Raw genomic sequence first — 13,746 nt, forward strand, 5'->3', positions numbered from 1 at the left:
GCTCTCTGTTGCCGGGTCGATCGCCATCGGGGCCGTCAGCCAAGTTCGAGCTGCCATGACCAGTGGTATTCGCCGGGGCCCACTCGGTGGTCCGGATGTGTGTCCGGTCCTACGGCGGCAGATCCGACGCCGCGGTGCGCAACATCAAGGTGCACGTACGTCTCTGGGCGCGCCTTGAGTTCCCATGTGTGCCGCACGCTTTCAAGGTCCGCAGGCAGGAAGTGCGAGACGTTCATCTGCACCGGGCGGTCGACCGTGACCGCGATGTCGCAAGCGCCGTCGGCGGAGAGCACGAACTGGGTGACGTCGGCCCTTCCGCCGTTCTCCTGAGGCCGCAGGTAGGGCACCGCCAGGCCGTCGACGGACGACGTGAACCTGCCCAGCAGACCGGATCGTTTGCGGTCTGGATAGGTCTCGTGCGGGCCTCGGCCCAGCCAGGAGACGGACTCGAAGCCGGGCGCGGCGGCGAAGGTGACCCCCAGGCGCGGGATGTCGTCCAGTTCATCGGGGACGAACACTCGTTCCTCGAACCGGAAGCAGGTGTCCGAGACGGCGACGATGTGCTGGCGATGCTCGATCGTCGGGCCGTACGCCGCGGTGTACCGGCTCGTCACCGTCGCTTCTCCGTCGGAGGCATCGAGATCAAGAAGGGTGCGCGTGACGCGGAACAGCCCGGTCCGTACGGCGCGGCGGTCCAAGGCAGCGGCCAAGTCGTTGTCCGTCAGCGCCCGCCACAGGGAGAGGGTGGGCGGGGCGCTGAGCAGCGGGTGGACGAACAGGCCCTCGTCGTCCAGGGGCACATGCCCGGATGCCCGTTCTGCCGCGGGCAGCAGGGCGGGGATACCGAGCGGCACTTGGACGCGGCCGATCTCGGTTCCCTCGGCGGCCCAGGGCGTGGCGGCTGCGAGGCGCACGATCAGGGTCAGCGCAACGGCGGCCGGGTCGCCCAGTGCCTTGGTCACGTCGTGCGGCAGGTCCAGCACGCCGTCGCCGCCGGGGGCGACCGCGGGGGCCGGGACGGTGACGATCCCGCCCGCTCCGGCAATGGTCTCGACCTGGAGGCCGAGTGTGAGATTCGACAGGTCCGTGAAGGTCAGCCGGTTGCGCAGCCGAACCTGTCCCCTGCGCGCCTCGTCCGCGCCGGACACGACGCGCACCGGTGCGAACAGGTGGCGTGCCTCGTGGAAGGCGGGCTGCGGGGTGCCGTCGGCGAAGACGACGCCGTTGATGCACATCGTGCCGTCGTTGGGATGGTCGTCGAAGTCGCCGCCGTAGCGGAAGCGGCCATCGCCGTCCGGGTCGAGCCCATGGTCCGCGAACTCCCAGATGAAGCCGCCCTGCAGACCGGGGGTGGATTCGAACAGGTCCCAGTACGCGGCCAGTCCCCCGGTGGAGTTGCCTTCCGAATGGGCGTACTCGCAGAGAATCACGGGCCGGTCCGCGCGAGGGTGTTCGGCGTAGGCACGCAGGGCGTCCACGGTCGGATACATCGGGCACACTACGTCGGTGGCCCGGTGGCCGGCGTGCCAGTCAGAGGCGATCGCGCCTTCGTAGTGCAGCGGCCGCGTCGGGTCGTAGGAGCGCACCCATCCGGCGGCCGCGTCGTGGTTGACGCCGTAGCCGCTTTCGTTGCCGAGGGACCACATGATCACACAGGGGTGGTTCTTGTCTCGGCGCACCATCCGCGAGACGCGGTCCACGAACGCGCCCAGGTAGCGCGGGTCGGCGCACACCGTGGCCGCGTGGCCGTGAGCCTCGATGTTCGCCTCGTCGACCACGTACAGGCCGTACTCGTCGCACAGTTGAAGGAAGACGGGGTCGTTCGGGTAGTGCGAGGTGCGGACCGCGTTGACGTTGAACCGCTTGAGTAGCGCCAGTTCGGAGACCATCTGTTCGCGGCTGATCACGCGACCGGTACGCGGATTGAAGTCGTGCCGGTTCACTCCCTGCACCCATATCCGGCGGCCGTTGACCAACAGGTCCCGGCCGCGGATCTCCACCCGCCGGAAACCGATGCGGAGCGTCGTGCTGTGGGCGACCTCGCCGTCCGGCCCGATGAGTTCGACGGCCAGGGCGTAGAGCTGCGGATCTTCGGCGGACCACGGGCGCACGTCGAGATCGTCGGCGCGGAGCCGCACGTGACCGCCGCGGGGCGGGAAAGCGCCGTCGTGGACAAGGAGCGCGATGGCCTGTTCGTCGTCCGAAAGCGCGGCACCCGCAGCGTGCAAGGGCAGCAGATCGAATACGCCATCCGGAACAAATGCGGCCGGCTGCTCGTCCGGATAGACACCGGGCGTCGGCTTCGTGGGGACGACGTCGGCGGTCGAGCGCGTGGGGGGCACGGTCGCGGTGATGGCGGGGCGGTCCGCGATACGCGCTCGGACCGTCCAGCCTTCGCCGACGGCGCCGTGCTGCGTGGCGACGTCCACGGCGAGAGCGAGGGCGGCGCGCCCCGTGTCCGGATCGAAGTCGGCGACGGCCTGGACATCGGCGAGGTAGGTCTGCGGGGTGGTGTAGATGTGCACCGAGCGGGCGATGCCGCCGTGCCACCACTGGTCCTGGTCCTCGATGTAGTTGGCGTCGGACCACTTCACCACGGTGAGTTCGAGCTCGTTGTCGCCACGGTGCACATACTCGCTGATGTCGAATTCGGCGGCGAGGTGCGAATCCTTGCTGATACCGACGTCGGCGCCGTTGACTCTGACCGCCAAAACGCTTTCGACGGCACCGACATGCAACACCACGCGTCGGCCGGTCCACTCCCCTGCCGGGAACCTGCGGCGGTACACGCCCGTGGGATTCGCCGCAGGAGGATGCGGATACGGTGCCTCGAACGGCATGGCGATGTTGGTGTAGTGGGGCTTGTCCGAGGTTCCCTGCATCGTCCAGAGGCCGGGCACCTCGATGTCCTGCCACGTGTTGCCGCGGTCCGCCCGCGGATGGGGCAGCAACTGGAAGTCCCAGACACCGTCGAGCATCGTCTCCGCCGGATGCGCAAGAGCGTGCATGGGCAACCGGTTGACGGAGGTGAGTTCCGGTGCGTCCCACGGCACGAGGCCGGGCGACGGGGGGACCGAGGCGTTCATGGGTGCTCTCAGGTGTCGGTGGGCGCCGCCGGCCCCTCCGCCAGGAGGTGGTCGGACGACGCGGGAGGACGAAGGCGGCGGGTTCCGGCGGTCGATGGGCGGCCGGCCGTACGCGCGCTGACGGCGTTCGGGGGCGAAATCCCCACGACCGGCGCTGGTAGCACGCGCTAACAATGCGTAGGCTACGACGCGCAGGTAGCGCGCGCAACCCATGGGGCTGGGCAGACAACGCGCGGACACCACGCCGCCGAACGCCGTCGGCCTGGCCGTCCGACCGAACGAAGGAACCGCATCCGCATGAGTGATCACGAGAGCTTCTCCTGGGGAATCGCCGCGACCGGTGAGATCGCCGAACGGGTCGGCGCGGTCATCGCCCGCGAGCCCGGAATGCGGGTCGCGGCCGTCGGATCCCGCGACTTGACGCGCGCACAAGGACTGTCCGCCAAGCTGGGCGCGGCGCACGCCTACGGAAGCTACGAGGAACTGGTGGCGAGCCCCGTGGTCCAGGCCATATACGTCGCCACCCCGCAGGCGCAGCACCGGGCCGTCGCGGAGGCAGCCATCGCCGCGGGCAAGGCCGTTCTGTGCGAGAAGCCGCTGACTGCATCGCTGCCGGAGACGGAGTCGCTCATCGCCCGGGCCCGCGACGCGAAGGTCTTCCTGATGGAGGGCATGTGGATGCGCTTCAACCCGCTGATCCGAGAGGTCGCGACACTGCTACGGCGCGGCGAACTGGGGCAGATCCGCACAGTCGAGGCCACGTTCGGCTTCCCGCTTCCGTACGACCCGGCGCACCGGCTCTGGGATCCCGCCCGCGGCGGTGGGGCTCTCCTGGATCTGGGAATTTACCCGGTGGCACTGGCGCACCTGCTGCTGGGGTCGCCCGATTCGACGACAGTGACCGGCACGCTCTCCGAGAACAAACTCGACGCGCACGCGGAACTGCGCATGCGGTGGGCGAACGGCGCGGAGGCTGATCTGCGAACTTCCCTGACCGAGTGGCTGCCTACGCGGGGCCGGGTGGTCTGCTCCGAGGGCGAGGTGGTCATCGCACCGCCATTCCACGCGGCAACGCGGGTCACGATACGTACCAATGACGGCCGCAAGCGGGAGCATCTGATCGACAACCCCGACGTCGCTTTTGCCGCGCAAGCCCGCGAGGTACGCGAGAGCGTTCTGGCCGGCCAAACCGAGAGCCGGGTCATGCCGCTCGACGACACCTTGGACGTGATGCGCATCCTCGAGGAGGCACGCGCGACGCTGGGGGCCTGCGCCTTCGCGTGACCCGGCCCGCCGCAGGCAGCCCAGGGCCACCCCTCAGGCTTCGGCCTGAGCCTTCCGGTCCGCCGGACCATACTGGAAATCCGAGGTCCGTAATCGGGGTCGTGAAAGCGGTCGGAACGTGGAGCAGCGACTCGTGGCTGGGCTGGGCCTTTCGCCGACGTGGGCCGAACAGCTGGCAGCCGCGGTCTTCACCCAGGACATCGTGGCGCTTGCAGTGTTCGACACAGATCTACGCGTCGTCGCCACCAACATCACCGCGAAAACGTTTCCACAGCTGCCGATCCGTGTGGGCGATGACGCGAACGCGCTCTTCCCGGCCCTGGGTCTCCACGACGTGACCCCGCTCCTCCGATGCACCCTCACTTCGGGCAACGCCTCGGTCCGTCTGCAGCCGCTGGCGGCGCAGGCGTCCGACGGCGACCTGCTACACCTGAGCATCGGCGCGTTTCGCGTCTCGTCGGAGGATGGCGCACCTCTGGGGCTGCTGGTGACATTCGACAACGTGACCGAGCAAGTGTCGGCTGAATCCAGGATGGGGTTGGTTCGCGCAGCCGCAGCGATCATCGGAACGTCTTTGGACGTCACCGAAACCGCGCAGCAGTTGGCGGCCGTCCTGGTCCCGGGGGTGGCGGACATGGTCGCGGTGGACCTTGCCGAATCGATCCTCATCGGCGACGAGCCCGAAGCGGATGCGGCGACGGGCTACACGCCCACAGTGCGCGCAGCCGTTGCCCAGATCGGTCCCTCCTGGCCCGCCTCACTGGTTCAGGTCGGAGAAGCACCGCCGATCCCGCCGGACAATCCGGAGGCTTTGGCGTTGCACAGGGGCGTGCCTGTGCTGGTGCCACACGTGCTCACCGACCTCACCACTCCTTCGGGTTTGTTGAGCCGCCTCCTGCCCGAAGGCGGCCACAGCCTCGCGGCCGCCCCTCTGTTCGCCCGTGGCCTCCTGCTCGGCGCGGTGCAGATATGGCGCACGGATCGCCCTGAGCCGTTCGACGACGAGGACGCGCGTCTTCTTCAGGAGGTCGCTTCACGGGCCGCGCTCAGCGTGGACAACGCGCGTCGCTATACCCGTGAACGCCGTGTCGCGCTGGCCTTGCAGCACAGTTTGCTGCCCGAGGAACGCACCGACGAGCCTGCCGCCACGACGTTCGGCGCGTACCTTCCGGCCTCGGCCGGTGTGGGTGGCGACTGGTACGACGTCATCCCTCTGTCGTCGCTCCGTGTGGCTTTGGTGGTGGGCGACGTGGTGGGTCACGGACTCCAGGCAAGCGCCGCGATGGGGCGCTTGCGCACCGCGGTACAAGCACTCGCCGACATGGATCTGCCGCCGGACGAGCTGCTGACCCATGTCGACGACCTGGTTGTACGTATGCCTGGCAGCCCCGACGACGCATCGACCACCGGTGCCACCTGCCTGTACGTCGAATACGACCCGGTCGGCGGACTCTGCAGGATGGCCTCCGCGGGGCATCCGCCCCCCGTTGTCGTCGAGCCAGGAAGGAGACCGCGGTACGTGGATCTGGAACCTGGCCCCCCTCTGGGGGTGGGTGGCATGCCGTTCGAGGTTGCCGACCTGACTCTGGCCCCGGAGAGCGTGCTGGTGTTGTACAGCGACGGTCTGGTTTCAGGACCGGAGCACGACCTCGAGACCGGCATGCAGGCGCTTCTGGATCAGGTCGACCGATTCGACTGCGCTCACCGTGACCTCGACAAAGCGGGTCACGACCTCCTGGAAACCGTTTCGTCGGGCACCCGGACCGACGACGCCACGCTTCTGCTCGCCCGGGTGCATCCCTTGCCGCAAGGTGACAGCATCACTTGGGAGTTCCCGGCCGATCCCGCCTGCGTCAGCAAGGCGCGCGACCTCGTCACCGCGCAGCTCACGCAGTGGCGGTTGGAGGAACTCGCTTTCCCGACCGAACTCGTCGTCAGCGAGTTGGTGACGAACGCGGTCCGCTACGGCGGAGGGCCGATCAAGCTGCGCCTGATCCGTGGCAGCGTGCTGGTGTGCGAGGTGTCCGACCCCAGCAACACGCAGCCGCGGCTGCGCCGTGCACGCAGCACGGATGAGGGAGGTAGAGGGTTGTTCCTCGTCGCCCAGCTCACCCAGCGGTGGGGCAGCCGGTACGGCCAGTCCGGCAAGACCATTTGGGCCGAGCAGGCACTGGACACGGAACCGACATTCTCGTTCTGAGTGATACCGGACCACGCTCGGCAGCACGCCGCCCCCATCGCCAAGGGTCAGCCAAGTGTGGACCTGCGTGCCACGACCCGCGTGTCCAGCGCAGTCCACGTGGAGGTGACCGGTCGACCGTCGGCCTCGTGCAGCGCGACAGCTGCCAAGTAGCGCGCGGCCTCGACCGTGTCCATACGGATACTCGACAGGGGCGGGACGAACAGCGACGCGATGGGGCTGTCGTCGTGGCCGATGACCGCCAGGTCTTGAGGCACCCGGAGCCCCGCCTCGATGGCCGCGCCTGCGACCGTGGCGGCGACGTCGTCGTTGTAGGCGACAACAGCGGTGACGCCATCGTCGTGCCAGATGCGCACGGCTTCGGCGGACGAGCCGTCGCGATGGTCGACCGAACGCAAGGCGACGGTCTCCATGCCCAGCTCTTCGGCGCGTTGCATAGCGGCATCGGCTCGGCTGCGCTGCAGTTCGATCATCTGGGGATCGTTGAGCGCAGCCACCGCGATCCGGCGGTGGCCGAGTTCGTGGAGGTGGTCCACCTGCATGCGAGCGCCTTCGGCGACGCCGGGCGCCTGGTCGTACCGCGCCGACTCCCCTGGGCGGGGCCTGATGCGGCGAACCCCGGCCGCGCGCATGGACATGACCTCTTCGGGCGTGAAGGTGGTCCATCCGATCACGACGTCCGGGCCCAGCGTTTCCCACAATGGCGGAATACCGCCCAGGGGACGCGCCTGCGGCTGCGTCACGAGTGCATAGCCGGCCTCGGCCAGGACACGCGCCCCCTCGTCCAACGACGCCTGCATGCTCGGACCGAGAAGGCGATCGGGCAGCACCAGCAGGATGATCTTGCTCCGGCCGCGCGCGAGGTCGGCAGCGGCGCGGTTGGGCTGGTAGCCGAGGCGCGCCGCCGATTCCAGGACGCGGGCACGGGTGGCCTCGGAGATCTTCTTGCCCGGCGTGCTGTTCAGCACGAAACCCACCGTGGCACGGGAGACCCCGACATCCTTGGCAATGTCCGCCGACGTGACACGGCGTGAAGCGGCCACTTCCGGCACGGCGCCCCCTTTCGGATTTATCAGCGCGTGTTGCGCGCGCTACCTGGACATCATAACCTGCGCCCTAGTTGCGCGCGCTACCTAGGGGTGGCGCCCCACGAGAGTCCACCGATGGCGCCTCCCCCGCCGGTGTCGACCCCGCCCGCAGCACAGGACCGCCGAAAGGACCCCCCTTGCCGACCATCGACCCCGCCGACCTCTCACTGGAGCAGAAGGCCAAGATCCTCACCGGCCGCGACCACACCACCAGCCACCCTCTCGACGAACTCGGCATACCCGCGATCGTCCTCATCGACGGTCCCCACGGCGTGCGGCCCCCGTACTCGGCCTCCGACCATCTGGGCATCAATGAGAGCCAGCCGGCCACGTGCTTCCCCCCGGCGGTAGCCGTGGGATCCAGCTGGGACCCCGAGGTCGCCGCGCAGGTGGGCGAGGCCGTCGCGCGCGAGGCGCGGTCGTACGGCATCGATGTCGTCCTCGGGCCGGGGATCAACATCAAGCGCTCTCCGCTGTGCGGGCGCAACTTCGAGTACTACTCCGAAGACCCTTTGCTGTCCGGCGCCTTGGCGTCGTCCCACGTGCAGGCGATGCAGGCGGCCGGCGCCGGCGCGTCGCTCAAGCACTTCGCCGTGAACAACCAGGAGACCGAGCGCATCCAGGTGAGCGCGGACGTCGATGAACGCACCTTGCGGGAGATCTACTTTCCCGCGTTCGAGCAGGTGGTGAAGGAGGCCGCACCGGCCACGGTCATGTGCTCGTACAACCGCATCAACGGCGTCCACGCCTCGCAGAACCACTGGCTGCTCACCGATGTCCTGCGCGACGAGTGGGGCTACGACGGTCTCGTCATCTCCGACTGGGGAGCGGTCCACGACCGCGTGGAGGCCCTGGCCGCGGGCATGGACTTGGCGATGCCGATGGACTGGGGAGCCGGAGAGTCGGCCCTGATCGCCGCGGTCCGATCGGGCGCGCTCGAGGAATCCGTGCTCGACACGAGTGTCCGCCGCATCCTCGACCTCGCCGGGACGGCCACCGGAGCTGCTGCCGTCGCAGCCGGAGCCACGGAGAGCTTCGACGTCGACGCCCATCACGCGCTCGCGCGGCAACTGGCCGCGGAGTGCGCGGTTCTGTTGAAGAACGAGGACTGTGTGCTTCCCCTTGCGCCAGAGGCGGCGCTTGCCGTCATCGGCGCGTTCGCCATGGCCCCCCGCTTCCAGGGGGGAGGCAGCTCGCACATCAACGCGACGCGCAGCGACAGCGCGATCGACGAACTCAGGGCGCTGGCGGCGAATCCGGACAAGGTGCAGTACGCGTCCGGCTTCACCCTCAAGGGCACCGACGAAGCGATGATCGCGGAAGCCGTCTCTGTGGCGCGTGAGGCCGACGTCGCCGTGGTGTTCGCGGGATTGGCGGAGGCGGACGAGTCCGAAGGGTACGACCGCGAGACGATCGCCCTGCCTGCGGCGCAGGTCGAGGTGATCCGGGCGGTCGCTGCGGCGGCGGCGCGCACGGTCGTGGTGCTCTCGAACGGCGGAGTGGTCTCCCTCGAAGGCTGGCACGACGAGGTCGACGCCATTCTCGAAGGCTGGCTCCTGGGCCAGGCCGGCGGAGGCGCCCTCGCCGACCTGCTGTTCGGCGTCGCGAATCCGTCCGGCCGGCTGGCCGAGACCATCCCCCTCCGGCTCGAGGACAACCCGTCCTTCCTCAACTTCCCCGGCGAACTGGGCCATGTGCGCTACGGCGAAGGCGTCATGGTCGGCTACCGCTACTACTCCAGCGTCGGCATACCGGTCCGCTATCCGTTCGGCCACGGTCTGAGCTACACGACGTTCACCACCAGCGCTCTCGAGGTCGCGGCCACCGGCGACGACACCGCGGATGTCTCGTTCACTGTCACCAACACCGGCTCGCGCCCCGGCAAGCACGTTGTGCAGGTCTACGTCGCGACCGAGGCCGGTCCGGTTCGCAGGCCTGCCCGTGAACTCCGCGCCTTCACCAAGGTGGCACTGGAGCCCGGAGGCTCCTGTCGCGTGACCCTCGCGCTCGGCCGCCGCGCGTTCGCCTTCTACAACGTCCATGAAGCGGACTGGCGGGTCTCGGCCGGCGCATACACCATCCAAATCGGCGACAGCGCCGACGACATCGTCGCCGAAGCGGTTATCGAGCTGCCAGGCGACGCCCCGAAGGCGTTGCCGCTGACCATCGAGTCCTCCCTCGGCGACTGGTTCGCCCACCCTGTCGTCGGTCCGGAACTCACCGCGAGGCTCAGCGCCGCGGCGCCGGCCCCTGAGGGCCCGGAGGAGGCCGAGGAAAGCGCTCGACTGCTGCGCATGGCCGCACCCATGCCCATGAGCCAGTTCTTTCTGTACGCCCCCCTCGGCGATGACGACCGCGAGCATCTCCTCGCCCTCGCGATCGCCACACATTCCCCCTGATCGCACCCTGCGCTCATTCGCGCTCCATCCCGCGCGACGGCCGTCAGTACGCCCGCCGCCTGATACCGACCAAAGGACGAGATGATGCCGTTCACCCCCGTTCCCGGCCGCTTCCACGGCTCCACCGCTTTGATCACCGGCGCCGCATCCGGCATCGGCCGGGCGACCGCCTTGCGGTTGGCCGCCGAGGGCGCCCGGGTTTTCGCGGTGGACATCGCCGCAGACGGCTTGGCGGACACCGCAGAGTCCGCTGCCGGGCTCGCCGGCGAGATCGTCACTCGCGTCACGGATGTCGCCGACAGGGAGGAGTGTTTCGCTGCCGTGGCCGAGGCCGTCGCGACGTACGGCCACCTCGATGTGCTCGGCAACATCGCCGGCATCGCGCGGGCCGAGCACGTGCTGGAGGTCTCCGAGGCGCATTACCGGCGCATGATGGCGGTCAACACCGACGCTTGCTTCTTCCTGGCCCAGGCTGCGATCCCCCACCTGCTGGAGACCGGCGGCAACATCGTGAACGTGGCGTCGAACGCCGGGCTCATGGGGCAGGCCTACACGGTCGCCTATTGCATGTCCAAGGGCGCGCTGGTGCAGATGACCCGTTCCCTCGCCTGGGAGTTCATCCAGACGCCGCTACGCGTGAACGCAATAGCCCCCGGCGGGGTGGAAACCGCCCTCGTCAGCGGCTTCCAAGTGCCGTCGGACGTCGACTTCTCCCTCATGGCGCGCTACGGGACCCCGCGTCCCATGGCACAGGCCGAGGACGTCGCGGCGCTGTTCTGCTTTGTGGCATCCGACGAGGCTCGCAACATCAATGGCGCCGTACTCTCGACCGACAGCGGCGTCACTGCCGGGTAGAGGCCGGGCGCAGCCATGACTGCCCACGCTCTGGCGACGGACGGGCGTGGGCAGTCGGGCATCCGGACACGGAACCCCGCGTAACACTTACGCAAAATTCCGCGACGGATGGTTCATCCGTCCTGGTCCGACCACGAGCGCCGGCCGCCCCATAACGCCGACCCAATCCCCGCATTTTCGCGTCGCGAACGCCCTGGCAACCACGGATCGGAAACGGTCGCCCCCGACCCGATCGCGCTGATAAGCGCAGGTCAGGAGGCATGCGCTCGGCGATTTCAGTCGCGCGCACAGAGAGCACCGCGCGCGCTGGATCAGAACTCGCGAAAAACCTCAAGACGACTAGTAGCGCGCGCAACCCATTGGGGTTAGGCTCCACACACCTCGCAGTTAACCTGCACGACATGTGAAGCCGACTGTCGCGTCCGTCTTCCTCTCGAAACCGCCGGTTCACGCCGTTGCGCGACCGCTGATACATCCGGCGCGCGCCCACGTTCGGCAGTCGTTCCCCGCCTGCTCCGAACCCTTCGAGAACGCCCTTTCCGGAGAGTCCCATGCTGAAGCCCACCCCCCGTCGGCCATGTCCTGACAGGCGGAACCCGTGAGCGCGCCACAGGCCGCCGGGTTCGCCTCCGACGCAGAGCAGCCGGCGTCGGCGGCAGGTCTGGCGGCCGGGCTCATCGACGCCGAGGCCGAGCGCCGCGAGCGTCAGGCAGAGTCCCAGCGCGACGTTGTGTTCGCCGATGAACTTCTGCCCGGCGTGGGCGATGCCGAGGTCACCTTGCGGCAGGGACTCGCGGCCGGGGGTTCGGCGACGTTCCTGACGCTGGTCACGCTCGCGGCGATGGACGAACTGGAATCGGCCGCCCTGGGCGTGCTGGCGCCGGACATCCGCGACTCCTTCGGGATGAGCAACGGCGCCATCGTCTTCATCTCGGCGGCCTCGGGCGCCTTCCTGGTCCTCGGCGCGCTGCCGATGGGGCTGCTGGCAGACCGGTATCGGCGCAGCCGTGTGATCGGTTGGGCCGGAGTCGCGTTCTCCGCCATGGTGTTCGCCTGCGGCCTCGCGGCCAACGCATTCCTGTTCTTCCTCGCCCGCTTCGGCGTCGGCGTGGCCAAGTCGAGCACGCTCCCCGTGCACGGCTCGATGCTGGCCGACACCTACCCGATCGGCGTCCGCGGGCGCATCGCCACGGTGAACGCCGGCGCGGCCAGAACCATCGGCGCGCTCAGCCCGCTCGCGGTCGGCGGCATTGCCGCGCTGGCCGGTGGCAGCGAAGGGTGGCGCTGGCCGTTCCTGATCCTCGGCCTGCCTGCCCTGGCCGTCGCCGTCTGGGCTTTCCGCCTGCCGGACCCGCCGCGCGGCCAGCACGAGATGAAGTCCGTACTCGGCGAGGTCGTCGAGGACACGAATCCGATGCCGATCTCCATGGAGGCCGCGTTCGCCCGGCTCATGCAGATCCGGACCATCAAGACCTGCATCATCGCGTTCTCCGCGCTGGGCTTCACGCTGTTCACCTCCGGGATCCTCGGCAATCTCTGGGCCGAGGACCGCTTCGACATGTCCACGTTCGAACGCGGCGTCTGGGGATCGGTCGGCGGCGTGTCGCTGCTGTTGGCGCTCCCCTTCGTCGGGCCGCGATACGACCGGCTGTACCGGCGTGATCCCGCCCGCGCGCTTTCGCTGCTGGGCTACCTGATCCTCCCGGGCGCAGCGCTGATCCCGATCCAGTGGTTCATGCCGACCGGCTGGGCGTTCATGGTCGCGGGCATACCGGCCGCGATCCTGTCCTCGGTCACTTTCGCCATGGTCGGCCCGGTGATGCAGTCGGTGGTCCCCTACCGCCTGCGCGGGCTGGGCTCGGCGCTCTCGGCGATCTACATCTTCTTCATCGGCGCCACGGGCGGCGCACTGCTGTCCGGCCTCATCAGCGATGCGTACGATCCGCGCGTCGCGGTGCTGCTCATCGGTGTCCCCGCCACGGGCATCGGCGGCTTCCTCATCATCCGCAGCGCGTCGTTCATCAAGAACGACCTGTCCATGGTGGTGCATGAACTTCGCGAGGAACTCGAAGAACGCGACCGGCAGTTGGAGGACCCGGAGAACATTCCGGTGCTTCAGGTCAACAACGTCGACTTCTCCTACGGCCATGTCCAGGTCCTGTTCGACGTCGCCTTCGACGTGCGCCGTGGCGAGACACTCGCGCTGCTGGGCACCAACGGCGCCGGCAAGTCGACGATCCTGAAGGTGATCTGCGGCCTGGGGACCCCGTCGCGAGGCGTGGTGCGGCTCAACGGCAGGACCATCACCTATGTCGCTCCCGAGCAGCGGGGCCGCTACGGCGTCCATCTGTTGCCCGGCGGCAAGGGCGTCTTCCCGGACATGACCGTGCGGGAGAACCTGGAGATGGCCGCGTTCCGTCTCCGCAAGGACACCGAGGACCGCGAACGCCGTTTCGCCTACGTTCTGGATCTCTTCCCGGACCTGCGAGACCGCCAGTCCCAGCAAGCGGGTTCGCTCTCAGGCGGCCAGCAGCAGATGCTCGCCCTGGCGATGGTGCTCATGCACGATCCCGAAGTGCTGCTCATCGACGAGCTCTCCCTCGGACTGGCGCCGGTGGTGGTACAGGACCTGCTCGCGATCCTGGAACGGCTCAAGGCGGACGGCCTGACCATCGTCGTTGTCGAGCAGTCCCTCAACATCGCCCTCGCCATCGCCGACCGCGCGGTGTTTCTGGAGAAGGGCCAGGTCCGCTTTGAAGGACCGGCCCGTGAACTGGCCGAACGCGACGACCTCGCCCGCGCGGTCTTCCTCGGCAAGGAAGGGGGCTGAGCCG

The 13,746-nt window shown here is 68.7% G+C and carries 7 protein-coding genes; 5 read left to right on the plus strand and 2 right to left on the minus strand.

Annotated features, from left to right (window positions below; translation table 11 throughout):
* Positions 1-35: 35 nt before the first annotated feature.
* Positions 36-3,395 (minus strand): glycoside hydrolase family 2 TIM barrel-domain containing protein, encoded by a 3,360-nt coding sequence (locus LZ495_RS28420; protein ID WP_235055785.1) that lies wholly within the window; start codon positions 3,393-3,395, stop codon positions 36-38.
* Here LZ495_RS28420 and LZ495_RS28425 point away from each other — a divergent pair.
* Together LZ495_RS28425 and LZ495_RS28430 are read left to right on the plus strand one after the other, a co-directional pair.
* Complete coding sequence (locus LZ495_RS28425) at positions 3,384-4,370, plus strand: Gfo/Idh/MocA family protein (protein ID WP_235055786.1); 987 nt, start codon at positions 3,384-3,386, stop codon at positions 4,368-4,370. The genes LZ495_RS28420 and LZ495_RS28425 overlap by 12 nt on opposite strands.
* Positions 4,371-4,488: 118 nt before the next feature.
* A complete protein-coding gene (locus LZ495_RS28430; RefSeq protein ID WP_235055787.1) occupies positions 4,489-6,570 on the plus strand; it encodes an ATP-binding SpoIIE family protein phosphatase in 2,082 nt (693 codons plus the stop codon).
* Positions 6,571-6,617: 47 nt separating this feature from the next.
* Here LZ495_RS28430 and LZ495_RS28435 read toward each other — a convergent pair whose 3' ends face one another.
* The gene (locus LZ495_RS28435; RefSeq protein WP_235055788.1) at positions 6,618-7,622 is read right to left on the minus strand and encodes a LacI family DNA-binding transcriptional regulator; all 1,005 of its coding nucleotides are present in this window, start codon (positions 7,620-7,622) and stop codon (positions 6,618-6,620) included.
* 173 nt (positions 7,623-7,795) lie between these two features.
* On the opposite strand from LZ495_RS28435, the gene LZ495_RS28440 reads away from it, so the two are divergent.
* The 3 genes from LZ495_RS28440 to LZ495_RS28450 all read left to right on the plus strand — a co-directional run bounded on the left by LZ495_RS28440 (position 7,796) and on the right by LZ495_RS28450 (position 13,742).
* Positions 7,796-10,057, plus strand: a complete 2,262-nt coding sequence (locus LZ495_RS28440; RefSeq protein WP_235055789.1) for a beta-glucosidase — start codon at positions 7,796-7,798, stop codon at positions 10,055-10,057.
* Positions 10,058-10,138: 81 nt separating this feature from the next.
* Entirely contained in the window at positions 10,139-10,912 is a 774-nt protein-coding gene (locus LZ495_RS28445) for an SDR family NAD(P)-dependent oxidoreductase (RefSeq protein WP_235055790.1), read from the plus strand.
* 598 nt (positions 10,913-11,510) lie between these two features.
* Entirely contained in the window at positions 11,511-13,742 is a 2,232-nt protein-coding gene (locus tag LZ495_RS28450) for an ATP-binding protein (protein ID WP_235055791.1), read from the plus strand.
* Positions 13,743-13,746 lie beyond the last annotated feature (4 nt).

Source organism: Yinghuangia soli, assembly GCF_021502675.1.
In the GTDB taxonomy this organism is placed as follows: Bacteria; Actinomycetota; Actinomycetes; order Streptomycetales; family Streptomycetaceae; genus Yinghuangia; species Yinghuangia soli.